General features: G+C 72.3%; 25 protein-coding genes. 11 read left to right on the plus strand and 14 right to left on the minus strand.

Annotation, left to right across the window (positions count from 1 at the left end):
• Positions 1-3: 3 nt before the first annotated feature.
• The 4 genes from LXT12_RS08540 to LXT12_RS08555 form a co-directional block, all read right to left on the minus strand.
• Positions 4-1,959 carry a sensor histidine kinase, YfiR-like protein-associated gene (locus LXT12_RS08540; RefSeq protein WP_233391130.1) on the minus strand — a complete coding sequence of 652 codons (1,956 nt, stop codon included), beginning with the start codon at positions 1,957-1,959 and terminating at the stop codon, positions 4-6.
• A 2-nt stretch (positions 1,960-1,961) separates the two neighbouring features.
• On the minus strand, positions 1,962-2,513 hold the full coding sequence (locus tag LXT12_RS08545; RefSeq protein WP_233391132.1) for a TOL_0243 family YfiR-like periplasmic protein: 552 nt from the start codon (positions 2,511-2,513) through the stop codon (positions 1,962-1,964).
• On the minus strand, positions 2,513-4,453 hold the full coding sequence (locus tag LXT12_RS08550; protein ID WP_233391134.1) for a TOL_0244 family TonB-dependent receptor: 1,941 nt from the start codon (positions 4,451-4,453) through the stop codon (positions 2,513-2,515). Before LXT12_RS08550 ends, LXT12_RS08545 begins: the two co-directional genes overlap by 1 nt.
• A 77-nt stretch (positions 4,454-4,530) precedes the next feature.
• On the minus strand, positions 4,531-5,793 hold the full coding sequence (locus tag LXT12_RS08555) for an MFS transporter (protein ID WP_233391136.1): 1,263 nt from the start codon (positions 5,791-5,793) through the stop codon (positions 4,531-4,533).
• A 182-nt stretch (positions 5,794-5,975) separates the two neighbouring features.
• Between LXT12_RS08555 and LXT12_RS08560 the strand changes: the two genes are divergently transcribed.
• On the plus strand, positions 5,976-6,440 hold the full coding sequence (locus LXT12_RS08560; protein ID WP_233391137.1) for a hypothetical protein: 465 nt from the start codon (positions 5,976-5,978) through the stop codon (positions 6,438-6,440).
• Between the two features lie 9 nt (positions 6,441-6,449).
• On the opposite strand, the gene LXT12_RS08565 is transcribed toward LXT12_RS08560, so the two are convergent.
• The gene (locus tag LXT12_RS08565) at positions 6,450-8,342 is read right to left on the minus strand and encodes an AsmA family protein (RefSeq protein ID WP_233391138.1); all 1,893 of its coding nucleotides are present in this window, start codon (positions 8,340-8,342) and stop codon (positions 6,450-6,452) included.
• Positions 8,343-8,551: 209 nt separating this feature from the next.
• Here LXT12_RS08565 and LXT12_RS08570 point away from each other — a divergent pair, with 209 nt between their 5' ends.
• The 5 genes from LXT12_RS08570 (at position 8,552) to LXT12_RS08590 (ending at position 13,152) form a co-directional block, all read left to right on the plus strand.
• Complete coding sequence (locus LXT12_RS08570) at positions 8,552-9,007, plus strand: BON domain-containing protein (protein WP_233391140.1); 456 nt, start codon at positions 8,552-8,554, stop codon at positions 9,005-9,007.
• 119 nt (positions 9,008-9,126) lie between these two features.
• Positions 9,127-10,164, plus strand: coding sequence for a branched-chain amino acid ABC transporter permease (locus LXT12_RS08575; RefSeq protein ID WP_233391142.1), 1,038 nt, complete (start codon positions 9,127-9,129; stop codon positions 10,162-10,164).
• Entirely contained in the window at positions 10,165-10,572 is a 408-nt protein-coding gene (locus LXT12_RS08580; RefSeq protein ID WP_233391144.1) for a GxxExxY protein, read from the plus strand. It begins immediately after the preceding gene.
• 58 nt (positions 10,573-10,630) lie between these two features.
• Positions 10,631-12,427: a branched-chain amino acid ABC transporter ATP-binding protein/permease gene (locus LXT12_RS08585; protein WP_233391145.1), complete on the plus strand. Its 1,797-nt coding sequence runs from the start codon at positions 10,631-10,633 to the stop codon at positions 12,425-12,427.
• Entirely contained in the window at positions 12,424-13,152 is a 729-nt protein-coding gene (locus LXT12_RS08590; protein WP_233391146.1) for an ABC transporter ATP-binding protein, read from the plus strand. The genes LXT12_RS08585 and LXT12_RS08590 overlap by 4 nt, the downstream gene beginning before the upstream one ends.
• Before the next feature lie 19 nt (positions 13,153-13,171).
• Here the strand turns inward: LXT12_RS08590 and LXT12_RS08595 are convergent, their stop codons facing one another.
• A complete protein-coding gene (locus tag LXT12_RS08595) occupies positions 13,172-14,578 on the minus strand; it encodes a hypothetical protein (RefSeq protein WP_233391147.1) in 1,407 nt (468 codons plus the stop codon).
• 87 nt (positions 14,579-14,665) lie between these two features.
• The gene (locus LXT12_RS08600; protein WP_233391149.1) at positions 14,666-15,418 is read right to left on the minus strand and encodes a glucose 1-dehydrogenase; all 753 of its coding nucleotides are present in this window, start codon (positions 15,416-15,418) and stop codon (positions 14,666-14,668) included.
• Positions 15,419-15,528: 110 nt separating this feature from the next.
• On the opposite strand from LXT12_RS08600, the gene LXT12_RS08605 reads away from it, so the two are divergent.
• From LXT12_RS08605 to LXT12_RS08615, 3 genes are all read left to right on the plus strand, one after another.
• Positions 15,529-16,443 (plus strand): LysR family transcriptional regulator, encoded by a 915-nt coding sequence (locus LXT12_RS08605; protein WP_233391151.1) that lies wholly within the window; start codon positions 15,529-15,531, stop codon positions 16,441-16,443.
• 102 nt (positions 16,444-16,545) lie between these two features.
• On the plus strand, positions 16,546-17,172 hold the full coding sequence (locus LXT12_RS08610) for a glutathione S-transferase family protein (protein WP_233391152.1): 627 nt from the start codon (positions 16,546-16,548) through the stop codon (positions 17,170-17,172).
• Positions 17,173-17,180: 8 nt separating this feature from the next.
• The gene (locus tag LXT12_RS08615) at positions 17,181-18,110 is read left to right on the plus strand and encodes a pyridoxamine 5'-phosphate oxidase family protein (RefSeq protein WP_233391153.1); all 930 of its coding nucleotides are present in this window, start codon (positions 17,181-17,183) and stop codon (positions 18,108-18,110) included.
• On the opposite strand, the gene LXT12_RS08620 is transcribed toward LXT12_RS08615, so the two are convergent.
• From LXT12_RS08620 to LXT12_RS08630, 3 genes are all read right to left on the minus strand, one after another.
• Positions 18,107-19,006 (minus strand): LysR family transcriptional regulator, encoded by a 900-nt coding sequence (locus LXT12_RS08620; RefSeq protein WP_233391154.1) that lies wholly within the window; start codon positions 19,004-19,006, stop codon positions 18,107-18,109. The two genes, LXT12_RS08615 and LXT12_RS08620, sit on opposite strands and share 4 nt — an antisense overlap.
• Before the next feature lie 174 nt (positions 19,007-19,180).
• Positions 19,181-20,059, minus strand: a complete 879-nt coding sequence (locus tag LXT12_RS08625) for a pirin family protein (RefSeq protein WP_233391156.1) — start codon at positions 20,057-20,059, stop codon at positions 19,181-19,183.
• Positions 20,060-20,071: 12 nt separating this feature from the next.
• A complete protein-coding gene (locus LXT12_RS08630) occupies positions 20,072-20,686 on the minus strand; it encodes an FMN-dependent NADH-azoreductase (protein WP_233391157.1) in 615 nt (204 codons plus the stop codon).
• Positions 20,687-20,805: 119 nt separating this feature from the next.
• On the opposite strand from LXT12_RS08630, the gene LXT12_RS08635 reads away from it, so the two are divergent.
• The gene (locus LXT12_RS08635; RefSeq protein ID WP_233391160.1) at positions 20,806-21,720 is read left to right on the plus strand and encodes a LysR family transcriptional regulator; all 915 of its coding nucleotides are present in this window, start codon (positions 20,806-20,808) and stop codon (positions 21,718-21,720) included.
• On the opposite strand, the gene LXT12_RS08640 is transcribed toward LXT12_RS08635, so the two are convergent.
• The 3 genes from LXT12_RS08640 to LXT12_RS08650 all read right to left on the minus strand — a co-directional run bounded on the left by LXT12_RS08640 (position 21,682) and on the right by LXT12_RS08650 (position 24,137).
• On the minus strand, positions 21,682-22,692 hold the full coding sequence (locus LXT12_RS08640) for an SGNH/GDSL hydrolase family protein (RefSeq protein WP_233391162.1): 1,011 nt from the start codon (positions 22,690-22,692) through the stop codon (positions 21,682-21,684). The genes LXT12_RS08635 and LXT12_RS08640 overlap by 39 nt on opposite strands.
• A gap of 131 nt (positions 22,693-22,823) precedes the next feature.
• On the minus strand, positions 22,824-23,594 hold the full coding sequence (locus LXT12_RS26705; RefSeq protein ID WP_255763527.1) for a TonB family protein: 771 nt from the start codon (positions 23,592-23,594) through the stop codon (positions 22,824-22,826).
• A 129-nt stretch (positions 23,595-23,723) separates the two neighbouring features.
• A complete protein-coding gene (locus LXT12_RS08650; protein WP_233391163.1) occupies positions 23,724-24,137 on the minus strand; it encodes a MerR family transcriptional regulator in 414 nt (137 codons plus the stop codon).
• Between the two features lie 50 nt (positions 24,138-24,187).
• Here LXT12_RS08650 and LXT12_RS08655 point away from each other — a divergent pair, with 50 nt between their 5' ends.
• The gene (locus tag LXT12_RS08655) at positions 24,188-25,270 is read left to right on the plus strand and encodes an MBL fold metallo-hydrolase (RefSeq protein ID WP_233391164.1); all 1,083 of its coding nucleotides are present in this window, start codon (positions 24,188-24,190) and stop codon (positions 25,268-25,270) included.
• Positions 25,271-25,498: 228 nt separating this feature from the next.
• On the opposite strand, the gene LXT12_RS08660 is transcribed toward LXT12_RS08655, so the two are convergent.
• Positions 25,499-26,308: a M48 family metallopeptidase gene (locus tag LXT12_RS08660; RefSeq protein ID WP_233391166.1), complete on the minus strand. Its 810-nt coding sequence runs from the start codon at positions 26,306-26,308 to the stop codon at positions 25,499-25,501.

A 26,308-nucleotide genomic window follows, 5' to 3' on the forward strand; every position in this document is an offset into this window, starting at 1 on the left:
GCCTCATCCCGGGCGCCGCGAGCGAACGGCGTCCAGCGCGCTGTCCAGCGCCTCCATCAGCTGGCCCGGGTCCAGGGGCTTGGTCAGGTAGCGGTAGAAGCCCGCGGCCAGGCCCGAGGCGGCGGCGTCGGGCATGGCGTTGGCGGTCAGCGCGATCACGGGGATATGGGCCGTGCGCGGGTCGCGCTTGAGGATGGCCTGGGCCTCGCGGCCGCTCATGGCGGGCATGTTGTTGTCCATCAGGATGACGTCGGGCTGCTGCTCGCGCGCCATCTCCACCCCGCTGCGGCCGTCGCCGGCGGACAGCAGCCTCAGGTCGGGGCGGGTCCTGAGCAGCTCCTCCACCAGCCTCAGGCTGGCGGGGTTGTCCTCCACGTAGAGCACCGTCGCCGGCGCCCGCCCCTGGCCGCCTTCCGGCGCGACCGCCGCGGCCGGGCTGGCCGAGCGCGCCTCGAGGGCGGGCAGGGGCAGGGGCTCGCTGGCCTGCAGCTCGACCCAGAACAGGCTGCCGGCGCCGGGCGTGCTCTGCACGCCGATGCGCCCGCCCATCAGCTCCACCAGGCGCTGGGTGACGACCAGGCCGATGCCCGTGCCCTGTTCGGGCCCGGCCTCCTGGCCGAGGCGGTTGAAGGGCTGGAAGAGGCCCTCGACCTGCTCGGGCCTGAGGCCCAGGCCGGTGTCCTGCACGGTGATGCGCGCCAGGCCCTCTCCTTCGGGGCCGCAGCTCACGCGCACCGAGCCCTCGGGGCGGTTGTACTTGATGGCATTGCTGACGAGGTTGAGTAGCACCTGCTTGAGCCGCATGCGATCGGCCCGCACCGCCTGCCCGCAGCCCGTCTCGAAGGCGAGGGCGATGCCCCGCTGGGCCGCCATGGGCTCCATCATCTGGCGGCATTCGGCCAGCAGTTCGTCCAGCAGCACGGGCTCCAGCGACAGCTCGACGTGGCCGCTCTCGATGCGGGCGAGGTGCAGGATCTCGTTGATGAGGGTCAGCAGGTGCTTGCCCGCGCCGACGATGTGGTCGACGAACTCGCGCCGCCGCTCGGGCCTGGCCTCGCCCAGTTCGCCGCCCAGCAGCTGGCCGAAGCCGATGATGGCGTTCAGCGGCGTGCGCAGCTCGTGGCTCATGCTGGACAGGAACTCCGACTTCGCGCGGTTGGCCTTCTCGGCCACCTCGGTGGCGCGCTTGAGGTCCTCGTTGGAGGCCTGCAACTGGGCCGTTCGCTCCTGCACCCGGGCCTCCAGCTCCTGGTTCAGGCGCAGCACCTCGTGGCTGCGGCGCTCGATCTCGCCGAGCATGCCGTTGAATGAATCGGCCAGCACGCCGACCTCGTCGTCGGTGGCCTTGACCGCGCGCCGCGAGTAGTCCTGGCGCTGCATCACGTCGCGCGCCACCTCGCTCATGGCCAGGACGGGTTGCACCACGGCGCGCTGCAGCCGCGCCGACAGCAGCAGCGCCACGCCCAGCGCCGCCAGCGTCACGACGGCCGCGATGCCGAGGTAGCTGAGCACGCGGTCGTAGAGGGCGTACTCGGCGCGCAGGTAGACCCGGCCGATCTCCCGCCCGCCCTGCATGATGGGCTGCACGATGAGCAGGTCGCGGTCGACGTGGCTCACGCCCGCCGGCCCGGCGCTGGCCGGCGGGCGGGCCTCCACCCCCGGCGCCGCGTAGGAGGCGAACATGTCGCCCTGCGGCCCGTAGATGGCGGCCATGCGGATCTTGGACTGCAGGCGCAGCAGCGCGAGGTTCTCGCTGGCCACGTGGGTATCGTCGAACTCGAGGGCCGGCGCCGTCGAGCGGCCGAGCAGCTCGGCTTGGGCCCGGAGGTCGCTCACCCAGCCCTTGTGATAGGCGTGCAGGTCGTAGGCGACCATCGCGCCGAGCGCGACGAGCAGGGCCGCCAGGGTCGTCAGCAGGGTGACGCCCAGCAGCCTGCGTTGGAGGGAGAGTCTGAACATGGCTAGGACCTGCCTTCCACCCGCCGCGCCACGCCGAGCAGGCGCACGCTGATCTTGAGCCCGCTTTGCAGGGCCGCGGGCAACAAGATGTCAAAGCGCACCTTGTCGTCGACGACGACGAAATTGATCATGCCGGCCGCGTCGCCGGCGTCGAGCTCGGTCACGGTGAGGATGGGCCGGCCGCGTGCCGCCGCCAGCACGGCGGCGGCCTGGTGGGCCATGGCCCGCGCCACGAAGACGGCGTGCAGGCCCTCGGGCAGCTCGGGCTGCGTGAGCCTCTGCACCTCCACCGGCCGGCCGGCCGCCGAGGCGACCTGCGCGGTGTGGCGGAACTCGGCCACCACGGCGTCCGGGCCCATCACGCCGATGCGCAAGGGCTCGCCCGGCCCGCCCAGTGCCTCCCGCGGCCACTCCACATAGTTGCCGAACTTGCACACGAACGCGGCCTTGACCTGGTACTCGACGGCCTCGTCCTCGCCAGCCCGGGCGCCGAACGCCACGGCCAGGGCCGCGAGCAGCAGCCCGCGGCGGTCGAGGAAGGCGGCGGCGGCCATCAGCGGTAGCGCAGGCGCAGCTGCAGCATCAGTTGGCGGCCAAGTTCGGTGCGTGTCGCCTCGGGCGTGAACTCGCCATGGCCGCGGTCGAAGAGATTGCGGCCGGCCAGCGCGATCTCGGCCGTCGTGCCGAGCGGCGCGGCCAGGCGCAGGTCCGCCGCCGTGTAGGCCGGCACGGTGGGCGCGGACAGGGCGCCGACGTGGCGCAGCATCAGGTCGAGCTCCGCATCGCCGGGCAGGTTGAAGGCCCCGCGCAGCTGCCAGGTCTGCCGCGGCATGGCGCCCTCGGCGGCGGCGACGGAGTTGGCGGTGTCGATGCTGCCGGGCCGCAAGGCCAGGTGCGGGCGCAGCAGCGTGACGCCGGCATGCAGGCGGGCGCCCGGGGCCAGCTGCAGGCTGCCCCAGGCCTCGGCGCCGCTGACGCGGCCCCGCATGCCGTTGCCGAAATAGACCGAGGTGCCGCTCGAGGCCAGTTCCTGGGTGCGGAGGTGGTCGTAGTCGCCGTGGAAGGCGGTGGCCGACAGCGTCAGTGCGGGCAGCGGCTGGCCGCGGTAGCCCAGCTCCAGCACGTCGGCGGTCTCCGCGCGGAAGCCCGGGCCGCCGTCGAGCAGGTAGGGCGGCTGGGCCGGAATGTAGGCGTCGCGGTCCAGGCGCGAGGGCGCCCGCACGGTGCGGGCGGCCGAGGCCCACCAGAGGTGGTTGCGTGCCGGCTTCCAGGCCAGGCGCAGGTTGGGCAGGAACTCCGAGCCCGTGTAGTCGTTGCGTTCGACACGCGCGCCGACGGTGAGATGCAAGTCGCGGCCCAAGGCGATCTCGTCCTGGGCGAACAGGCTGGTCCAGGCCTGGTTCAGCCGCTCGGGCAGGAAGGCGAACTGCGGCGCACCGTGGCCCACGCGGTCGCGCGAGCGGCGCAGGTCGGCGCCCATCACCAGCGTGTGCGCGGGGGCGGGCTTGAGGCTGTACTGCAGCTCCAGGTCGGCGATGGTGAGGCCTTCGTCGAAGGTCGGGGGCACCCGCCTCACCGTGCGGTCGACATAGGCCTGCACGCTCAGCCCGCCGGGGCCGAGCGGGCGCTCCCACCGGGCCAGCAGGCTGGCGCCGGACAGCGTGATGGTGTCCAGCGCGAACTTGACGCCGCCGACGGCGATGCTGCCCGGCTCAGGCTGCCCGTGGTTGCCGCGGTAGGCCTGGCCCAGCAACGTGAAGCGCTCGCCCGGCCGCCCCCAGTCGGCCCGGAAGCCGCCGCTGAGCAGGTGGCCGGCGTCGTCCACCCGCTGGCCGGCGGCCGTCTCGGTGGCGCCTTGGTCGGTGCGCTTGACGAAGAGGCGCAGCGCGCCGCCGCCGTCCAGGGCCAGGCCGTGGCGCAGCACGGCGCCGCGTTCATGGCTGCCGGCCGACAGCGAGGCCAGGCCGCCCTGCGTGTCGGCGGCGCTGCGCGTGATGATGTTGATGACGCCGTTGACGGCGTTGACGCCCCACAGCGTGCTGCCCGGGCCGCTCGTGACCTCGATGCGCTCGACGTCCTCCAGAGCCAGGTCCTGCACGTCCCAGAACACGCCGGCGAACAGCGGCGTGTAGACCGAGCGCCCGTCGATGAGGACGAGGAGCTTGTTGGCCGAGTTGCCGTTGAAGCCGCGCGCGCTGATCGCATAGCCGCCGGTGTAGGCCTCGGCCACGTGCAGGTTGGGCGCCAGGCGCAGCGCCTCGGGCAGCCGCGTGGCGCCGCTGCGGCGGATGTCGTCGGCCGTGATGACGAAGAGCGAGGCCGGGGCATCGGCCAGGCGCTGCTCGCGGCGCGAGGCGGAGGTGATGGTGACGTTGCCCAGCTCCTCGAGGCTGAGGTCCACGAGGTTGGGCTGGGCCGCCGCGGGCCGGCCGCAGAGCAGGGCGGCCAGCGCGAACGCCGGAGCGCAGCCGGACCGGCTCGTGGTCTTGCGCATCCTCCCTCCCCGCGTGAGCTTGGTCGCTGCACGATAGCGCAGCGGCTCTCCGGGGGCAACGCGTGGATGAGTTAGGGCTAGGCGGGTCGTCGCGCGGGCCGGACAGCGCTGCCGCGCAGCTGCCAGATCAGCGCCGCGACGATGAGGGTCGTGCCGATGAGCACGTTGCCCACCCACGGGAAGTGCTCGATGCGGCCGTCGGCGCCGATGCGCACGAGGTGGCCCGCCACCAGCGAGGCCACGCCGCCGGCGAGCTGCTGCAAGGCCGAGTTGATGGCGTTGAAGGCACCGCGCTGCTCCGCCGCCGGGATGCCGGCCACCAGCGCCTGCCAGGGCACCATGCGCGAGAAGATGCCGGCGAACAGCACGACGTTGATGACCACCAGGGTCAGCAGCGACGAGGGGCCGAGCCGGGTGTAGATGGACACCATGGCGATGGTGATGGCGCTGCCGGTGTAGAAGACCGGCAGCGGCCCGAAACGGTCGCTCAGCCGCCCCACCAGCGGCGCGACGAAGAGGGTGCTGATGCCGGTGACGAGGTAGACGATGGGCAGGTGCTCCAGGTCGATGCCGACGTTGCGGACCGAGAAGGCGCTGGCGAAGGGCATGATCATGAAGCCGCCGGTGGTCAGCAGCGCCGTGATGGCGAAGGCCAGCAGGTGGCGGCGGTTGGCGACGGTGTGCAGCAGGTGCCAGAAGGCATTGCGGTCGCGGGGCAGGGCGAGGTGGGCGTCCACCGGCTTCATGCGCCAGGCGATCAGCAGGCCGCCGACGACGCCGAAGCCCGCCAGCGCCAGGAAGGGCCCGTGCCAGTTCCAGTGCGTGGCCAGGAAGAGGCCGAAGGGCAGACCCAGCACCTGGCTGGCCGCGAAGCCGCCCTGCAGCAGGCCCATGACGCGCCCGCGCAGCGCGGGCTCGAAGAGGTCGGCCGTGATGGCCATGACGATGGAGCCGATGACGCCGCCGAACAGCCCCGTCACGATGCGCGCCGCCAGCAGCGACTCGAAGCTGCCCGCCAGGCCGCACCAGAGCGTGCCGAGCAGGAAGCCGGCGTAGAAGAAGAGCAGCAGCTTCTTGCGGTCGAAGCGGTCGGCGAAGCCTGCGGTGAGCAGGCCGGAGACGCCGGCGCTGAAGGCGTAGGCCGAGACGACGAGGCCGAACTGCCGGGCCGTCATGTCCAGGGCCGGCATGATCATCGCGCCCAGCGGCGACATGATCATGAAGTCGAGGATGACGGCGAACTGCAGCAGCGTGAGCAGGCCCGTCGCGAAGCGCTGGTAGTGCGTGAAGCCGGGCGGCGGCGGTGCGGCGGGAGTCAGTGTGGACGTGGCGTCAGGCATGGGCGGACGTGGGTAGCAGGTGCGGGGCGGAAGTGTCGGCCAGGCGGCGTCCAGTCTTGGCAGCAGGCCGCCGCGCCGTCGCATGGGCGTCGTCCTACGCCGTGTCGCGCCGGCTGCTCACAAGCGGCTGGCAGCGACGGGGTGAGAGTCGAGCCAGCCCCCAGCTCGTGCGGAGACGCGCCATGAACGCGACGGAATGCCTGCCCGGGGCGGCCCCCGCCCAGCGGCCGGCCGCTGACATGTTGATCTGCGTGGTCGGCACCTCCGAGGTGCTGGAGCGCCACCAGGAGCAGCTCGCGCAGCTGGCGGCCAGCGGCGCCGACGTGCTGCGCTGGCGCCTGGACGACGAGTTCGGCGAGCCGCCGCCGGCGGCGGACTGGGCCGACGGCCTCGTCGTGCTGAATTCCGACGTCTGGGCGGCGCCCACCGGCTGCGCCCGGCTGCAAGCCCTGCTGAAGATGGCCTGGCGCTGCGGTCGCACGGTGGCCCTGTGCGGCGACGCGGTGAACTCGCTCAGCGCCCTGGGCTTCCCGGCGGACGTGCCGGCCGAGGCGGAGGGCCTCTTCCTCTGCCCCGAAGGCCCTTGCGCCGAGACGTTCAGCGAGTTCCTCGACGCCATCCACGACCAACCCCACAGGCGCCGCTGACTGGCGCGGTTAGCGCTTGGCCTCGTCGGGGCCGCGGGGTGGCAGGCTGCAATCCACCGGCGGCAGGTCCTCGCCGGGGTCGACGAAGGCCAGCAGTGCGGCCGGGGGCGTCAGCGCCCCGAGGGCCAGCGCGGCGATGCCGCGCCCAGCCAGGCGCCTGCCTTCCAGGGCGAAGCGCGGGTCGGCCAGCGTGCCCTGCAGCCGCACCGGCGCGCGCAGCGTCAGCGGCGAGAAGTCCTTGGGCTTGGCGACGAGGCGCAGGTCCAGGCTCTCGTCGGCGAGGTTGACGCGGCCATCGAGGTCGATGCGGCTGTCGCGGTTGTCGAGCAGGGCGGTGCGCGGGCGCAGCACGCCTTGGACGAAGCGGCCGTCCAGCCGCGCGCAGTTGAGCTTGAGGTTGTCGTCGCCCTTGATGAGCATGCCCAGGCCCTGGGCCACGTCCAGGCCCATGGCCTCGGTCAGCAGATGCGACAGGCTGCCGTTCTCCACCCGCAGCCGCACGGGACCGTCGAGGTGACCGAGCAGCTCGGCGGTGCTGCGGCCGCGGCCCTGCACGTCGAGGTCGGCACGCAGCCGGCCGGTCAGCGGGCTGGCGGCGAGGCCGCGCACCTGGGGTTTGAACCACTGCTCGATGGCCATGCCGGCGACGCCCAGGCGCGCCTGCCACAAGGGCGGCGCGGCGCGGGCGTCCAGCTTCACGTCGCCAGCCACCTCGCCGCCGGCGATGCCGGCGTTGATGTGGGTGAGGTTGAGCACGCCGCCTTCCAGCACCAGGCTGGCATTGACGGGCGACAGCGGCGCCAGGCTGGCCGCGCCGAGGTCGAGCTGGCTCAGCGCGATGCCGACGTGGGCGTCCATGGCATTGAGCGAGGGGATGTCGATGGGCCGGTCGGGCAGGAGCCGGCCGGGGCGGCTGGGGGGCGTGTCGGTGCCCACGACCGGGCCGAGGTCGGCCAGGCGCAGCGGGCCGCCGCGCAGCACGCCGCTGAGGTTGGCGCGCGCCGGCCGGGTGTCGAAGGCGAAGTCGCCGCCGAGGCGGCTGCGGCCGATGCGGGCGCGCACGTCGTCCAGCTGCCACACGCCCGAGGCGTGGCGCAGCCGACCGGCCAGGTCGAAGGGTGGCGTGTGGGGCAGGGTGACGCCGAAGGGGCGGCCGACGGCGGCCAGCGAACTGCCCCGCACCTGCAGCTGGCCGTCCAGCGCCCGCGCGTCCAGCAGCGAGGCCGCCGTGCCCTGGAAGGACAGGTGCTGCGGGCCCTGGCTGAGTTCGACGTGCAACTGCACCGGCGGCGCGCCGCCCTCGGGCGGCGAGAGCAGGGCCAGGCCGGCGCTGGCCTGGGCATCGAGGGCCAGCACCTGGCCGCGCAGCCGGCCCTTGAGTTCGGCCTGCCAGTGGCCGTCGGCCTGGGTGGCGAAGCGGGCGTCGCCGGCCAGCTGCAGCGGGGCGTCATCCAGATGGGCACTGCCCTGGCGGATGACGAGGTGGTCGATCTGCGGCACGGGCGTCGGCTGGTGTTGGCCGCCGGCGGGCTGCAGCGGCCAGGGCGTGCGGCCGGCGGCGTCGCGCAGCCAGTTCAGCCAGAGCGTGTCTGCCTGCACCAGGCGCAGCCGCAGCGGCGCGCCGTGGCGCCAGTCCCAGATGTCGCCCCAATGCCAGTCCAGCCGCACGGCCCGGGCCTCGGCCAGCGGCTGGCCCTGGGGCGCCTGCACGGTGAGGCGGGGCGCCTCCAGCCGGGGCCTGAACAGCAGATGCAGGCGCGAGCCATCGTCCACCGCCAGGCCGAAGCCGCTGCGCGCGGCCAGCCATGGCGCCAGCCCGGGCCAGCCGGCGAAGTCGAGCGCCGCCACCACGGCGAGGCTGCCCAGCACGATGGCACCGGTAAGGAGGACCACGCGTTTCATGCCGCGATGCTGGTGGCCGCCTTCGCGGGCCCGCGTGGGACGCCCGCGGGCGCGCGTGTAGGACGGAACCGGTCGGCCTGCACGGGCGGCGCCCTGTCGGTCCGGTCCGACAGGCGATTGGCGCCTGGGCTTAAGCCGCCCGCCCCGGCCGGCGCCGAAAGTGGAGACACCGGCCGCTGCACGGCCTCATCGATTGGAAAGGACGCCCTATGAAACAGCCGACCCTCGCCCCCCGACTGCCTCTGCTGGCCGCCCTGGCCGTGGCCACGGCGCTGACCGCCTGCGGCAGGCAGCATGACGATGAACTGACCGCCGGCCAGAAGCTGGACAACGCCGTCGCCGACGCCAAGCAGGCCGCCCGCGACACCAAGAAGGACGCCCAGCAGGCCATGAACGATGCCGAGATGTCGGCCTCGCGCGCCGCCGACACGACGGCCCGCGTGTCCACGGACATGGCCATTACCGCCAAGGTCAACGCCGCCCTGGTGGCGGACGACAAGCTCAAGGCCACGCAGATCAACGTGGACACGCGCGAAGGCCAGGTCACGCTGACCGGCAAGGCGCCCGACAGCCAGTCCCGCGAGCGCGCGAGCACGCTGGCCTCGGCGGTGGATGGCGTCAAGCAGGTCAACAACCAGCTCATCGTCGACAACAAGAACAGTTGAGCCTGGCTTCTCCGCCAGGAAAGGCGCCCCTGCGTGGGCGCCTTTTTCCTGGGTGAATTCCCGACCGTTCGGTCGATGTATCGCCGATACCATGGGCGCGCCTTTCACTGCGCGCCGCCATGGATCTCACGATTGCCGCCATCCTCGGTCTCGACGGCCTGACCAACGGGGCCATCTACGCCCTCGTCGCCCTGGCCCTGGTCCTGGTCTTCTCGGTCACCCGCGTCATCTTCATTCCCCAGGGCGAGTTCGTCGCCTTCGGCGCGCTGACGCTGGCCTCGCTGCAGGCGGGCAAGGTGCCGGGCACGGTGTGGCTGCTGCTGATGATGGCGGTGGCGGCGGCGGTGCTGGACCTGGCCCAGGGCCTGCGTGAGCATTGGCATGCGGCACGGCTGGCGCAGCGGCTGCTTGCGACGCTGGGGTTCCCGCTCGCGGCCTCGGGGCTCACGCACTGGCTGGCGCCCCAGCAGCCCTCGCTGCTCGTGCAGGTCGCGCTGACACTGGCGGTGGTCACGGCCATGGGCCCGCTGCTCTACCGCCTGGCCTACCGCGCCCTGTCGTCGGCCAGCGTGCTGACCCTGCTCATCGTCTCGGTGGGGGTGCACTTCGCGCTGACCGGCGTCGGCCTGGTCTTCTTCGGCGCCGAGGGCTATCGCACGCCGGCCTTCTGGGATGCGCGTTTCGACCTCGGCCCACTGTCGCTGACCGGGCAGACGTTGATCATCTTCGGCGCCTCCGTCGCGTTGCTCGTGGCCATGGCGGTGTTCTTCGAGCGCACGCTGACCGGCAAGGCGCTGCGGGCCACCTCGGTCAACCGCACGGGCGCCCGGCTCATGGGCATCTCGGGGGACGCGGCGGGGGCCCTGAGCTTCACGATGGCAGCCTTCATCGGCGCGCTGTCGGGCCTGCTGATCTCGCCATCGACCACCATCTACTACGACACCGGCTTCCTCATCGGCCTCAAGGGCTTCGTGGCCGCGGTGTTCGGTGGCCTGGCCAGCTTCCCCATGGCCCTGGCCGGCGCCGTCGGCGTGGGCCTCATCGAGAGCTTCGGCTCGTTCTGGGCCAGCGCCTTCAAGGAGGTCATCGTCTTCACGGTCATCCTGCCGGTGCTGCTGTGGCGGTCCTTCGTGGACCCGCACCACGAGGAGCACTGATTGGCATCCGCAGAACACAGCCACAGAGGCACAGAGGCACAGAGGTATCGGGTCAGTGACGCGGTAATCGCGGCTGCCATCGAAGTTCACAAGGAATTGGGGCCGGGGCTGTTCGAGAGCGCGTACGAAGCGGCGATGGACATCGAGCTGAAATCCCGTGGCCTGGCCGTCGAGCGGCAACTGGAAGTGCCGATGACCTACAAGGGGCAGCCACTTGGTTCCAGCTACCGGGTCGATCTCGTCGTCGACCGAGAACTCGTCGTGGAACTCAAGGCGGTGGAGTGTCTGGCTCCCGTGCACACCGCGCAGGTGCTGACCTATCTGCGGCTGCTGAAGCTTCGGTCTGGCCTGCTGATCAACTTCAACCATGCGCAGTTGCGGCATGGTGTGAAAAGGATTGCGCTGTGAACCCGCTGTCTCTGTGTCTCTGTGCCTCTGTGGCTGTGTTCAAAGTCGTCGCCTCGTCATGAGTGTCATCAAGCGTCCCGCCGTTGCAGCAGTCGCCACGGCACTGATCCTGTTGTTCCCCTTCGCGCCCGTGCCCGACTTCTGGATCACCCAGCTCAACTACATCGGCCTGTTCTCGCTGGTCGTGCTGGGCCTGGTGCTGCTGACCGGCGTCGGCGGCCTCACGTCGTTCGGCCAGGCGGCCTTCGCCGGCGTCGGGGCTTACGCCACGGGTTACCTGACCACGGTGATGGGCCTGTCGCCCTGGCTCGGGCTGGCCGCAGGCCTGGCCATCACCCTGGTGCTGGCCCTGGTCATCGGGGCCCTGACGCTGCGCATGTCGGGCCACTACCTGCCGCTGGCCACCATCTGCTGGTGCCTGGCGCTGTACTACCTCGTCGGCAACCTCGAGTCGCTGGGCAAGTACGACGGGCTGCTCGGCCTGCCGGCCCTGACCCTGGGCGACTTCAGCTTCCAGAGCGAGCGGCGCATCTACCTGCTGATCTGGCTGGCCGCGCTGCTCGCGGCGCTGGCAGTGACGCGGCTGCTGGACTCCCGGCCGGGGCGCATCATGCGCGCCCTCAACACCAACCGCGGCGGCGGCTCCACCATGCCCGAGGCCATGGGCGCCTCCACCTTCCGCCACAAGCTCGTCATGTTCGTCATCGCCGCGCTGCTGGCCGCGGTGTCGGGCTGGCTCTACGCCCACATGCAGCGCAGCGTCAACCCGTCGCCCTTCGGCATCAAGTTCGGCATCGAATACCTCTTCATGGCGGTGCTGGGCGGCATCGGCACGGTCGGCGGCGCCTTTGCCGGCGCGGCCCTCGTCAAGCTGGCCGAAGACCAGCTCAAGGTCTGGCTGCCCGTCCTCTTCGGCGGTTCGGGCAACTACGAGATCATCGTCTTCGGGGTCGTGCTGGTGCTGGTGCTGCGCTTCGCGCCGGACGGCCTGTGGCCGCTGGCGTCGCGCATCCTGTCGCGCTGGCTGCCGGCACGCGCCGCCCGGTCCGTGGACGAAGCCGCGCCGCCGCTGGCCTCGCGTGAGCATCCGCAGCCCGGCGCGCCGCTGCTGGCCGTGCGCACCATCCGCAAGGCCTTCGGCGGCCTCATCGCCGTCAACGACATCAGCTTCGAGATCCGCGCCGGCGACATCGTCGGCCTCATCGGCCCCAATGGCGCCGGCAAGAGCACCACCTTCAACCTCGTCTCCGGCGTGTTGCCGCTGACCAGCGGCGAGGTGGAGCTGCTGGGCCAGCGCGTAGACGGCCGCGGCAGCCGCGAGATCGCGCGCGCCGGCCTGTCGCGCACCTTCCAGCACGTCAAGCTGGTGCCGGAGATGACGGTGCTCGACAACGTCGCCCTGGGCACCTATCTGCGCACGCGCAGCGGCACCGTTCGCGCCATGCTGCGCCTGGACAAGGCCGAGGAGGCCCAGGCGCGGGCCGAGGCGCTGCGCCAGCTGCGCCGCATCGGCCTGGCCGAGCAGGCGCACGAGCTGGCGGGCAACCTGGCCCTCGGCCCGCAGCGCCTCGTCGAGATCGCCCGCGCCCTGGCCAGCGACCCCTCGCTGCTGCTGCTGGACGAGCCTGCCGCCGGCCTGCGCCACAAGGAGAAGCAGGCGCTGGCCGAGGTGCTGAGGCAGCTCAAGGCCGAGGGCCTGTCGCTGCTGCTGGTGGAGCACGACATGGACTTCGTCATGAAGCTGACCGACCGCATCGTCGTCATGGAGTTCGGCCGCCACCTGATGGAGGGCACACCCGCCGAAGTGCAGGCCAGCCCCGCGGTGCGCGCGGCCTACCTGGGAGCCGAGGCATGACGGCGCTGCTGGAGGTGGTCGACCTGCATGCCGGCTACGGCCGCGCCGAGGTGCTGCACGGGCTGAGCTTCACCGCCGCGGAGCGCAGCGTCGTCACCGTCATCGGCCCCAACGGCGCGGGCAAGAGCACGCTGCTGGGCGCGTTGATGGGCCTGATCCCGTCGCGCAGCGGCAGCCTGCGCTTCGCCGGCGAGGACATCGCCCGGCTGACGCTCGAAGAACGCGTCATGGCCGGCCTGGCCCTGGTGCCCGAGAAGCGCGAGCTCTTCGGCACCATGAGCGTCGAGGACAACCTGCTGCTGGGCGGCTGGCGGCCCAAGAAGCTGGGCGAGCGCCAGTGGCGCGCGGGGCTGGACGACGTCTACGCCCGCTTCCCGCGGCTCAAGGAGCGCCGCAGCCAGGCCGCCGGCACCCTCTCGGGCGGCGAACGGCAGATGCTGGCGCTGGGCCGGGCGCTGATGGGCCGGCCCAGGCTGCTGATGCTGGACGAACCCAGCCTGGGCCTGGCGCCGCTGATCGTGCGGGAGATCTTCGCCATCGTCGAGGACCTGCGCGCCACGGGCGTCAGCATCCTGCTCGTCGAGCAGAACGCCCGCGCCGCCCTGCGCGTGGCCGACCACGGCCATGTGCTGGAGACCGGCGAGTTCGGCCTCAGCGGGCCAGCCGACCAGCTCGCGGCCGACCCGCGGGTCATCGAGACCTACCTCGGCGCGGCGCACGGCTAGACGCCGCTGGACGGTGGCGTCAGAAGCGGCGCTCCCGCAGGTAGCCGTCGGCCGTCAGCGCCGCAGGGTTGGCATCGGCCGAGTGGGTGCCCGGGCCGTTCTCCATGCCGGCGATGAGCCAGCTGCCGTCCGGCCGCGGGGCCAGGGCGCGGAGCTGGTTGTGCCGGGCCGCCGGCGCGACGTCGAGGCGCTGCTGAAGCTGGCCGTCGGCCGCCAGCCGAGCCAGCAGGGGCTTGGCCTCTTCCGAGATGCTCGCGCCGGTCGGGTTCTGCGTGTAGCCGGCGCTGCCACTGGCCAGCAGGCTGCCATCGGCCCGCGCGGCCACGTCGAAGATGACGTCGCCGGCCTCGAAGTCGAGCACGCGGTAGGCCGACGGTGCGGTGGCCCCGGCGGGCACCAGGGCGACGAAGGCGTCCCAGCCATCGGCCGTCTGGCGGCTGCGCACGCGGCCGGCCGCGGCCACGCGGTCGCCGACCCAGCGCAGCGCGTGCAGCTCGGAGCGCTGCTGGGTGTCGACGACGGCCGTTCCGAGGCGCTGGCCGCCGCCGTCGAACTGGGTCAGCAGCAGGCCGTTGGCGATGCGCGGGTCGATGGCTTCGCCGAAGTGCTGGCTGTGGCCTTCGACGAGGTCGGTGTCGCCCAGCGTCACGGCCACGGCGATGCGGCCCTGGGCATCGGCATCCAACGCGACCCGCCACTGCAAGTCCATGCTCTTGAAGGGGTCGAAGCTGCCTGAAGTCAGGAAGCGCGCGCCGATGAAGACGCCCGGCTCGACGACGCGCCGCCATTGCTTCGTGAAACCGCTGCCCGCCGCGTAGGCAAGGCGGTGCACCAGCACGGCGTGGTAGCCGGAGCGCGAGGCCAGGGCCAGGTCTTCACCGACGGCGGCCAGGCGGGCCGCGTCGCGGGTGTAGTAGGGCAGCAGCGAGCTCGGATCACGCGCGCTCACCGGGTCGCCGACGAAGGGGTCGGCGGCGACCTGCGCGTCGGTGAAGGCCTGGTCGCGCAGCGGCTGGCCTGTGGCCGACAGGCGCAGCAGCCGCAGCTCGCGGTTGCTGGCAAGGACGAGGCTGATCTCGCCGGAGGGGTGCAGGGCAAAGTCCAGCAGCGACCAGCCGGCCGGCGGGAGGTAGTCCGCGCCACGCCCGCGGCCGTCGGCCAGCGAGACCCAGAGGCGCCGCTCGGGCTGGGTCGGGATCTCCAATGTGCGGGCCTTCTCGGTCAGGGCGACCCAGCGGCTGCCCTGGCTGCGCACCTTCACGACGGCCTCGCCCGTGACGGCCAGTTGCAGCGCAGGCGGATCGCCTCCGCCCGTCCCGCCGCCGGAGCCGCCGCCTCCGCCGCAGGCCGCCAGCGCGGCCAGGCCCACTGCCATTCCGAGGGCGGCCAAGCACCGCCACCCCAGCTTCTTCGTCTTCGTCATCATGTTCCCTGTCTGCCCCCTGTCCGGGGCGCGGGCGGCATGCTAGGCAGGGCGGCAGCGGATGGCGAAAGTACCGGCCGACGGCCGCGTTCACCCGGCCGTGAAACCACCGTCGATGCCGAGCGACTGGCCCGTCACGTAGCCCGCCCCGTCGCCGGCCAGGAAGACGATGGCCTTGGCGATCTCCTCGGGGCTGGCCGCTCGCTTGGCCGGCATGGCGGCGATCAGCGCAGCCTTGGCATCGGCGTTGCCGCCGGTGAAGCGCTCCATCATCTCGGTCTGCACCGGGCCGGGGGCGACGGCATTGACGCGCACGCCCGCCGCGGCGCCTTCCAGGGCTGCGCTCTTGGTCAGGCCCTCGACGGCATGCTTGCTGGCCGCGTAGACCGAGGCGCCCGCGAAGCCGACCAGGCCGGCGACCGAGGACAGGTTGACGATGGCGCCGCTGCCCTGGGCCAGCATGGCGCGCATCTCGTGCTTGAGCGAGAACAGCACGCCGCGCACGTTGGTGTCGAAGATGGCCGCGTAGTTCTCGGCGCTCTGTTCGGTGATCGGTCCGGTGGTGCCCTCGACGCCGGCGTTGTTCACGGCCACGTCCAGGCGGCCGAAGCGCGTCACGGTCTGCTCGACGAGGGCGCGCACCTCGGCCTCGTCGCGCACGTCGGCGCGGATGAAGGCGGCCTCGGCCGCGCCCGCGGCCTTGAGTTCGGCGGCCAGGGCCTGGCCGTCGGCATCGCGCCGGCCGCTGGCGACGACGGTGGCGCCGCGGCGGGCGAAGGCGAGGGCGGTGGCGCGGCCGATGCCGGCGAGGGCGCCGGTGACGAGGACGACGGGAGAGGTCATGGCGGAAGCTCCGATAAGTTGAGTGGCCTCACTGTGATTGCCGCCGCCCTTCTCCGGAAGCCGGGCTGGTTGCCTAACATTTATTCCCGTGGAGACTGGATGGGATGGCGATGGACCGATTGCAGGCGATGCAGACCCTGGTGCGGGTCGTGGAGCTGGGCAGCTTCTCGGCGGCGGCGCGCGAGCTGGGCAGCACCCAGAGCGCCGTCAGCAAGCAGGTGGCGGCGCTCGAAAAGGCCCTCGGCGCCCAGCTGCTGGCGCGCAGCACGCGGGCCTTGAAGCTGACCGAGGCGGGCGGGCGCTACGTCGAGCAGGCGCGGCGCCTGGTGGCGGAGGTGGCCGAGGCCGAGGGCGAGCTGCGCGAGGGCGAGCACCGGCTCCAGGGCTGGCTGCGGGTCGCCGCCTCGGTGACCTTCGGCCGCATGAAGCTGATGCCGCTGGTGCGCAGCTTCCTGGCAGCCCACCCGGGCGTGAAGGTCGACCTGCGGCTGGACGATGGCTTCATCGACCTCATCGAGCAGGGCATCGACCTGGCCGTGCGCATCGGCGAGCAGCCGGACTCCAGCTTCGTCGCCCGCCGCGTCGGCACCACGCACCGCGCCGTCGTGGCCTGCCGGGGCTATTTCGAGGCCCGGGGCGTGGAGGCGCCGCGCGAACCGGCCGATCTGGCGCAACACGAATGCCTGGTCTACAGCGAGCTGCGCACGGGGCCGATCTGGACCTTCGAGGCCGGCCCGGAGACGGGTGTGGCCGCCGGCAGCCTGGTGAGCGTGCGCGTGGGCGGGCGGCTGCGCACCAACAGCGGCGAGGCGGTGCGCGAGGCGGTGTTGTCAGGCATGGGCCTGGCGTATGCACCGACCTGGCTGTTCGACCGCGAGCTGGCCTCGGGCGAGGTGGAGCTGGCCATGCCGCGGTGGCTGGGGCGCTCGCTGCCCATCCAGCTCGTCAGCCCGCCGCAGCGGCGGCAGTCGGGCAAGGTCAAGGCCTTCGGCGACCACCTGAGCGCCGGCCTGGGTGCGGGTTGAGATGGATTCCCGCCGCGCCCGGAAAGAATGACTTGCCGGGCACGCCGTTTCCCGGCGGCGAGCCGGCCGGCACAGTGACTGCGTCTTCAGCAAGGAGCCGCCATGACCCTCCGTTTGTACCGCCACCGCCTCTCCGGACACGCCCACCGCGCCGAGCTCGCGCTCTCGCTGCTGGGCCTGCCGCACGAACTCGTCGACGTGGACCTCGCCGCGCGCGAGCACAAGACGCCCGAGTTCCTCGCCTGCCATCCCTTCGGCCAGCTGCCGCTGCTGGACGACGATGGGCACCATGTCTGGGACAGCACGGCCATCCTGGTCTACCTGGCCAGCAAATACGACGCGGACGGCGCCTGGCTGCCGCGCGACGCCGCCGGCCGCGCCGCGGTGCAGGGCTGGCTGTCGGTGGCGTCCAGCCTGATCGCCTACGGCCCGGCGGCGGCGCGCGTCGCGGTGCTGTTCCGCACCGGGGCCGACACCACCGAGGCCATCGCGCGCGCCCATGGCCTGTTCAAGGTGATGGACGGCGAGCTCGCGCGGCGGCCCTTCCTGGTGGGCGGGCGCCCGACGCTGGCCGACATCGCCGCCTACAGCTACACCGCCAACGCACCGGAAGGCCATGTCGACCTTTCGCCCTACGGCGCGCTGCGGGCATGGCTGGCGCGCGTGGAGGCGCTGCCCGGCTTCGTTCAGTTTCCGACGAGCGCGGTCGGCCTGCGCGCCGCAGCCTGAGGCCGGCCATGGACCGCGCGCCCTTCCATGCCGGCGAGGTCGCCGTGCAGTCTCGCCTGGGCGTGGCCCAGCGCATGGACGAGATCGGCCGCCGCGTCGTGCGCGACCACCTGCCCGAGCAGCACCGGCGCTTCTACGAGCAGCTGCCCTTCATGCTGGCGGGGAGCGTCGACCCGGCGGGCCGGCCCTGGGCCACGCTGCTGGTGGGCCCGCCGGGCTTCGTGCAGGCCCCGGACCCCGGCCATCTGACCTTCGCCACGGCGCCCATCCCCGGCGATCCGGCCGCCGCGGGGTTTCGCGTGGGTGCGCCGCTCGGGCTGCTCGGCATCGAGCTGCACACGCGGCGGCGCAACCGCGTCAACGGCCGCCTGCTCGCGGCCGGGCCCGTAGGGCTGCGGCTGCAGGTCGACCAGACCGTGGGCAACTGCCCGCAGTACATCCAGGGCCGCGAGGTCGAATGGGTGCGCGATGCCGCCGACACGCGACCGCGCGCCGTTGCGCACCTGCACGAGCTGGACGGCGACGCCATGGCGCTGGTCGATCGGGCCGACACCTTGTTCGTCGCGACCCACGCGGGGTCGGCTGGGGCCGACGTGTCGCACCGCGGCGGGCCGGCCGGCTTCGTGCGACGCCATGGCGGCGGCGAGCTGCTGGTGCCCGACTACTCGGGCAACCGCATGTTCATGACCCTCGGCAACCTGCAGCTCGACGGCCGGGCCGGCCTGCTCTTCATCGACTTCGAGCGCGGCGACCTGCTGACGCTGACGGGCCGGGCCGAGATCGTCTGGGACGGCCCCGAGGTGCAGGCCCTGGCGGGTGCCGAAAGGGCCTGGCGATTCCACCTCGACGAGGGCTGGTGGCTGCGCGACTCCCTGCCGCTGCGCTGGCGCTGGCGCGACTGGGCGCCGCAGAACGTCCGGCCCGACGCAGTGGACTAACGCAGCGCCGGGTTGGCGCGCAGCCCGTCCACCGCCAGGTCGACGAAGGCGCGCACCTTCTGCGTCATGTGCCGGCCCTGGTGGTGCACGACATTGACGGGCAGCGGCGCGGTCTCGAAGTCCTCCAGCAGCGGCAGCAGCTCGCCGCCGTCCAGCGCGTCGGCGACCTGGTAGCTCAGCAGCCGCGCGATGCCCAGGCCCGAGACGGCGGCCGAGCGCGCCGCGTCGTTGGTCGTCGTGCGCAGCCGCGGCCGGATGCGCTGCACCAGCGGACGGCCGCCCTCGGCGAAGCGCCACTCGGGATAGGGCACCACCTGGGTGGGTTGGATGAGGACATGCTCGGCGAGATCCTCGGGGCGCTGCGGGCGGCCCTGCCGGGCCAGGTAGGCCGGCGACGCCACCAGCATGCGCCGCACGCGGCCCACCGCGACGGCGCGCAGCGTGGAGTCGGGCAGCTCGCCGATGCGCACCGCCACGTCCAGCCCTTCGTCGATGAGGCTGACGACGCGGTCGACGAAGACGCAATGCGCGTCGACGTCCGGGTAGCGCTGCAGGTAGTCGGTGACGATGGGCGTCACGTGCAGGTTGCCGAACAGCACCGGCGCCGTCACGCTCAGCGTGCCTTGCACGAGACTGCGGCTGCCGCTGGTGGCGCTCTCGGCCTCGCCCACGTCGGCCAGGATGCGGCGGCAGTCCTCGGCATAGCGGGCGCCGGCCTCGGTGACGCGGACCTTGCGCGTGGTGCGCGTCAGCAGCCCCACGCCCAGCCGCGCCTCCAGCTCGGCCACCGCACGCGTGACGACCGGGGCCGAGAGATCGAGCTTGCGCGCCGCGCTGGCGAAGCCGCCGTGCTCGACGACGGCGACGAAGATTTCCATGGCCTGCAGGCGATCCATTGCGGGCGAACTATGCCCCACGAATTGGAGTATTCGGGCCGAGCGACGGGCCGTTCCCGAGCCGGCCCGGTTGGCGATGTGCTTGCGGCTCGATGCCGCAAGCATCGCCGTCACCACGGGGGACCGACCGGACTCGCTCGCGCTCAGCGATGCGAGGCTGGGCGAGGGGCGCGGCTAAGCGAGGCGGCCGGCCTGGAAGTCGCGCACCGCCTGCACCAGCTCGGCCTGCGTGTTCATCACGAAAGGGCCGTACTGGGCGATGGGTTCGCCCAGCGGCTGGCCGGCGATCAGCAGGGCGCGGGTGGGCCCGTCGAGGTCTTGGGCCGCCTGCAGCCGCACACCGTCGCTGCCGGGCGTGTTGGCCAGGATGGCCATGCGGCCGGCGGTCTGGCGGCAGCCGCTGTCATGGACGAGGGCGCCCTCGTAGACATGGACGAAGGCGTTGTGCGCGGCCGGCAGCGCCTGCTCGAAACGGGCGCCCGGCGGCAGGTGGACGTCGAGGTAGAGGGGCTCGGTGCCTTCGCGCTGCACGGCGCCCGCGACGCCATGGCTCTGGCCGGCGATGACGCGCACCGTGACGCCCTCGCGCTCGAACTCGGGCACCTCGCCGCTGGCGATGTCGCGGTACCAGGGCTCGCGCATCTTGTCGCGCGCCGGGAGGTTGAGCCAGAGCTGGAAGCCGGCCATGCGGCCCTCGGTTTGCTCGGGCGTCTCGCTGTGGATGACGCCGCGACCGGCCGTCATCCACTGCACGCCGCCGTCGCTGATGAGGCCCTCATGGCCGGCCGAGTCGCGATGGCGCATGCGGCCGGCGAGCATGTAGGTGATGGTCTCGAAGCCGCGGTGGGGGTGGTCGGGGAAGCCGGCGATGTAGTCGTCGGCGTTGTCCGTGCCGAAGGCATCGAGCATCAGGAAGGGGTCGAGCCGGCGCTGCAGGTCCTGGGTGAGCACGCGGTCGAGCTTGACGCCGGCACCGTCGCGCGTGGGCTGCCCGGCTACCAGGCGCTCGACCTGGCGCGGGCGGGTGAGAAGGGAAATGGCGGCGGTGCTCATGGCGAGTCCCGATCAGGCCACCAGCAGCTCGGCGATCTGGCCGCGCGCGGCAGCCAGGCCCCGGTCGGCCATCTCGGGCCCCATGTTCAGGCCTTCGGCGTAGATGAAGTCCACGTCGGTCATGCCGAGGAAGGCCAGCACGGTGCGCAGATAGGGCACGACCTGGTCGGTGGGCTGGTCGCGGTGGATGCCGCCGCGGCTGGTGACGACGTAGACCTTCTTGCCCGTGACGAGACCGACGGGGCCGGTCGGCCCGTACTGGAAGGTGACGCCGGCACGGGCGATGGCGTCGATCCAGTTCTTCAGCTGGGCGCTGACGTTGAAGTTGATCATCGGCACGCCGATGACGACGACGTCGGCGGCGAAGAGCTCGGCGATCAACTGGTCGTTCAGCGCCACACGGGCGGCCTGCTCGGCATTGCGCGCCTCGGCGGCGGTGAAGAGGGCGCCGAGCGTGGCTTCGTCGAGCACGGGCAGGGGGCTGACGGCGAAGTCGCGGACGGTGACCGTCGCCCCGGGGTGGGCGGACTGCAGTCCGGAGGTCAGTTCATTGGCCAGGCGGGTGGAGACCGAGCCCTGGTCGTCTTGCAGGCGACGGGCGCTGGAGTTGATCTGCAGGATGTTCATGCGAGGTTCCTGGAAAGGGCGTTGCGATGGCATGAACTCTAGGATTGCTGCCTCAGCATCAGAAGATCATCAAAGGCATAAGATCGTTCCACCAATGCACCAATCGAAGGGGCAACGCCTTGGAATCCGATGCCGATGACCTGTTGCTGTTCGCGCGCGTGATGGAGGCCGGCAGCTTCAGCCGCGCGGCCGAACGGGTGCACTGGCCCAAGAGCACGGTGTCGCGCCGCATCGCCGCCCTGGAGAGGCGCCTGGGCGAGAAGCTGCTGCAGCGCACGACCCGCAAGCTGGCGCTGACCGACTTTGGTGCCGGCGTGCTGGAGCATGCGCGGGCTGTGGCGGCGGAGGTGGACGGCGCCCTGGCGCTGGCCCTGCATCGCCAGCGCAAGCCCAGCGGCCGGCTGCGTGTGAGCATGCCGGCGGACTTCGCGCAGACCGTGGCGGCCGGCATGCTGGCGGCGTTCGCGCTGAGCTACCCGGAGGTCTCGCTGGAGCTGGACCTGACGCCGCGACGCGTGGACCTCATCGGCGAGGGGTTCGACCTCGCCATCCGCATGGGCACGCTGGGCGAGGAGAGCCAGCTCGCCGCCCGCAAGCTGGCCACCACGCACTGGGGGCTGTACGCCTCGCCGGCCTACGTGGCCCGCGCGGGCGAGCCGCTGCTGCCCCAGGCCCTGGACAGCATGCATGGGCTGATGCTGATGAGCCGCTCGGGCGAGCCCGTACCCTGGCGGCTGCAGCGCGAAGGGGCGGAGCCCTATCTGGCCCGGCCGGCGCAGCGCACGCTGGCCAACGCGCCCAGCGTGCTCGCGCAGCTGGCCGAGGCCGGCGTGGGCATCGCCGGCATCGACCGCCTGATGGTGACCGAAGCCCTGCGCCTGGGCCGCCTGCAGCGCCTGCTGCCGGACTGGGAGCTGCCCGGCTCCAGCTGCTGGGCCGTGTTCCCGGAGCGGCGCCTGATGCCGCTGCGCACGCGGGTGTTCCTGGAGGCGATGTCAGCCCTGCTGGACACCTGCCCGACGCCGGCGCCCTAACGCCATCACCAGCAGGCCGACGGCCAGCATCGTGGCGACGTCGGGCTCGGGCACGGCCGTGGCGAGCACGGCGGCGGCCAGCTGCTGGTGGGCGGCGGTGGTGGGGTGGATGCCGTCCCAGAACAGCGAGGTGGTGACGTCGCAGGCGTTGACGGCCGCGGCGCAGGCATGCGTCCAGTCGCTGAAACCCGAGGCCGGGCCGGCGGCGACCGTGGCCGTCAGGAAGCCGAACATGTCGAAGGTCCGGACGTCGCTGCCCGCCAGCGCGGTGGCCAGCGCCGTGTCCATGGCCCAGCTCAGGGCCGTGGCCTCGGTGCTCACGCCCATGGCGCTGGCCAGGGGCGTCAGGCCGAAGTTGGGCGTGTTCATCACCAGCACGTGCCGGGCGCCGGCCAGCTTCAGGTCGCCGACGAGGCCGGCGACGTCGCTGGCGTAGCTGGCCACGGTGGCGGCGCCGGTGGTCGCTGCGTCCGCGCCGGCGGCGATGGCCTCCAGCGCGAAGCGGACGTTGTTGCCGCCGCCGGCCACGATGTAGAGCGCATCGGGGTCGGCCACGTGGTGGGTGGCGCCGAGGTAGCCGTCGAGCTGGTGGCGCAGGCTGTAGGGGAAGCCTGGCAGCCCGGGCACGTCATGGCCGTCGATGCCCGTCTGCGCGCCGCCGTAGGCGTAGTTGGTGCCGCCCGCCAGCGACGGCGCCAGCGGCAGGCCGAGGGACTGGGCCAGGTATTGCGTCCAGACCGGCCCGTTGGAATAGGTCGATGCTGCGGACGGCAGCCAGCTGTAGAAGCCGTCGCCGCTGACCTGGACGGACGGCAGCGTGCCGCCGAACAAGGGTGCGAGCAGCAGGGCGTTGTTGCCGCTGTCGGAGAGGCTGTCGCCGAAGACGACGAGGCCGGAGTAGGCGCTGGCGGGCAGCGTGGCCGCGCAAATGGCCAGGCCCGCGGCGGCGCGGGCAAGCAGACGGAATGGCATTGGAGACTCCCTGTGATGGCCGCGGACTTCTGGCGGCGGCGGGGAGCATCCCTGCTCGCCCGGAGGGCGTCTACCCGTGTCGTCCTGAGAACGAAATCAGGCTCAGCCGCCGGGCTCGGTGGCGCGAGGGCTTACTCGACGTCGTTGCGGAAGGCCACTTCGACCGCCGCATCGCGCGGCTTGCCGATGGGCGCGAAGCGCCACTGCTTGACGGCCTCGACGGCGGCCGTGGCCAGGCGGGCGTGGCTGGACTTGACGGCCTGGGCCTGGATGACGGTGCCGTCGGCGCCGACGGTGAACTGGACCTGGGCGAAGCCGGTGCGGAAGTTCTGGGCCTGCAACTGGCGCGGGATGGCGGGGTCGACCTTGTACAGCAGCCTGAGCGGCAGCTCCTCTTCCTCGGCCGGCGGGGGCGGGGCCTCGGCGGCCTTGACGGCCACGGCCTGAGGCGCGGCCGGCGCGGGAGCCGGCGTGGGGGCGGCGGAGGCGAGCAGCACGGGCCTGCGCTCCAGATCGGGCTCGGGCTCCGATGCCGCGGCGGCGGCGACGGGAGCGGAGGCGGCTGCCGGAGCCGGAGCCAGCGCCTGGACCCGCTCGGTCGTCGGTGTAGGCGCGGGGGCCGGCGCGACGGCGGGCCGTGGCGCGGCAGCGACCGCGGCGGGCTTGCGCGGCGCGGGGGCGGGTGCCGCGGCGGGCGCGGCCGTCGGGCGAGCCCCGCCCTTGTCGGCGTTGATCTTGATCCAGTGGAACACGGCGTCAGCGGCCTTCTGGGCGCGCTCCATGCCGGCCGCGGAGGCGGGGGCCTCGGCCTGCTGGGCCGTGGCTGAAGAGGCCAGCAGCGCCAGGGCATAGGCGATGGCGGAGAGCTTGGGCGCCAGCATGGGGCGCGGTCCGAGTGTCATGACTGCTCCACGGAAGACGAAGCCGGCGGGGGGCGGGGTTCCGGCGGCGGAACTCTAGTCAAGCCGGCAGCCGGCTGAAGCGGGGTTTGCCCCGCCGGCCGTGGAATTTGCAGCACTTCGGCGCGGTCTTCAGGCCGCGCTCAGCAGCGCCCGGCAGCGTTTCTCGTGCTGCTGGATTTCCGCGAGCGTCACCTCGATGTCGTGGCGCTGCTGCTCCAATTGCTCGCGGTGCTGCGCCAGGATGGCGAGGAAGGCACGCAACTGGGGCGCGGCGCTGGCCTGGCTGTCGTACATGTCGACGAGCTGCTTGATCTCCTGCAGCGCCAGGCCCAGGCGCTTGCCGCGCAGCGTCAGCTTGAGCCGGGTGCGGTCGCGCGGGGTGTAGACGCGGTTGCGGCCCTTGCGCCCGGGCTCCAGCAGGCCCATGTCCTCGTAGAAGCGGATGGCGCGCGGCGTGATGTCGAATTCCGCTGCCAGCTCGGTGATGGTGAAGGTCGGCTGAGGGGTCTCGGTCGCGGGCGGGACAGACTTGCGAGGGGGCATGGCTACACTCGATTGACGTAAACGTCAGTCTAAGTCGAGCCGACCCCACCATGGCCAACGCACGCGAATCCGAACTCCATTACCCCCTGGGCGAAACCCTGCCCCGCCCCGGCGAGGCCCTGGACCTGGCGCCCGGCGTGCGCTGGGTGCGCATGGGACTGCCCTTTGCGCTGGACCACATCAACCTGTGGCTGCTGCGCGACCGGCTGGACGGCCGCGAGGGCTGGACCATCGTCGACTGCGGCATCGCCAGCGACGAGACCCGCGCCAACTGGGAGCAGGTGTTTGCCGCTCATCTGGACGGTTTGCCCGTGCTGCGGGTGATGGCCACGCACTTCCACCCGGACCATCTCGGGCTGGCCCACTGGCTGACTGAGCGTTGGAGCGGACGCGTGGGGGCCCACCCCGAATGCCGGCTGTGGATGAGCGCTACGGACTTCAACCTCGCGCGCCTGGCCAGCAGCTCCACCGTCGGCATGGGCGGCGCCTCGGCGGCCGCCTTCTTCGGCAGCCACGGCCTCACCGACCCCGAGTCGCTCGACAAGATCCGCGCCCGCGCCGACTACTACCCCAGGATGGTGCCCGTGGTGCCGGCGAGCTTCCGGCGCCTGATGGATGGCAACGAGGTGGCGATCGGCGGGCGCGTGTGGCGCTGCATCGCCGGCTACGGGCATGCGCCCGAGCACATCAGCCTCTTCTGTGCGGAGGGGCGGCTGCTGATCTCGGGCGACATGGTGCTGCCGCGCATCTCCACCAACGTGTCGGTGGTCGACGTCGAACCCGAGGCCGACCCGCTCAACCTCTACCTCGACTCGCTTTCGCGCTACCTGGCGCTGCCGGCCGACACCCTGGTGCTGCCGTCGCACGGCAAGCCCTTCACGGGCCTGCACGAGCGCATCGACCAGCTGCGCGAGCACCATGACGAGCGCCTGGCCGAAGTGGTGGCCGCCTGCCGCGCCGCGCCCACGCATGCCGCCGGGCTGCTGCCGGTGCTGTTCAAGCGCAAGCTCGACCTGCACCAGACCACCTTCGCCATGGGCGAGTCCATCGCCCACCTCAATGCGCTGTGGCTGCGCGGCGCGCTGCGGCGCGAGCTGGGCGCCGACGGCGTGTACCGCTTCTCGGCGGCCTGAGTCCCGGGCCGGCCAAAAAAAAGCGCCGCCCCAGGTTCTTCCGGGGCGGCGTCACGGGTCCGGTACCTTCTCCATGATCTCCCTCGATCTCCCTGCCGGCCCTGCGGCCGGTGGCGGTACCTGTGATGACAGCGTCGTCAGGAGTGTTGCTGAACGTGAAGCCGCCGCCGTGACATAGGTCAGGGAATATTCACAGGCTGGCCGGTGAATGAGGCCTGACGGCCCAATTCACTGCACGACGATGGACTCTTCGCGCAGGGCCTCGCGCGAGCGTTCGAAGTCCGGCAGCACCGAGCGCACGGTGTCCCAGAAGGCCGGGCTGTGGTTCATCTCGCGCAGATGGGCCAGCTCGTGGGCGACGACGTAGTCGATGATGGCCGGCGCGAAGTGGATGAGGCGCCAGTTCAGCCGGATGCTGCCATCGGCGCTGGCGCTGCCCCAGCGGGTCTGGGCCGAAGACAGGCGCAGCGAGGTCATGGAGACGCCCAGCTTCTCGGCGAAGAGGCGGCAGCGCGGCAGGAAGTCCTCCTTCGCGCGCGCCTGCAGCCAGGACTGGCTCAGGTCGCGGATCTGCTCGGCCGAGGCGCCGGCGGGCAAGGGCAGGCGCAGCTGGCGGGTGGCGGCGTCCCAGACGATCTCGCGCTCGGCCGGCGCCAGCACCAGGGTCAGCGGTTCGCCGAGGTAGGGCAGGCGGCCGCCATCCAGCCATTCGATGCGCGAGGCCTGGATGCGCTGCTGGCGCTCGCGCTGCTCGACGAGCTTGCGCAGGATCCAGTCGCCCTTGTGGTGCAGGGCCCGCTCGATCTCGCCGATAGGCACCCAGCGCGGCGCGCTGACCCGCAGGCCCTGCGGGCCCACGACGAAGCCGATGCTGCGGCGGCGGGCGCGCTTGAGTTCGTAGCCGATGCGGTGCTGGCCCAGCCACAGCTCGCGGCGCGAGCGCGGCGCGCCCGGCTCGGCCGGCGTGATCTCCGGCTCCACGTCGAACAGGGACAGCTGGCTGTCCTGCAGGAGGGGGGCCGGACGCTTGGAGGCCAT

This window comes from Pelomonas caseinilytica, assembly GCF_021353235.1.
Classification (GTDB): Bacteria; Pseudomonadota; Gammaproteobacteria; order Burkholderiales; family Burkholderiaceae_C; genus Pelomonas; species Pelomonas caseinilytica.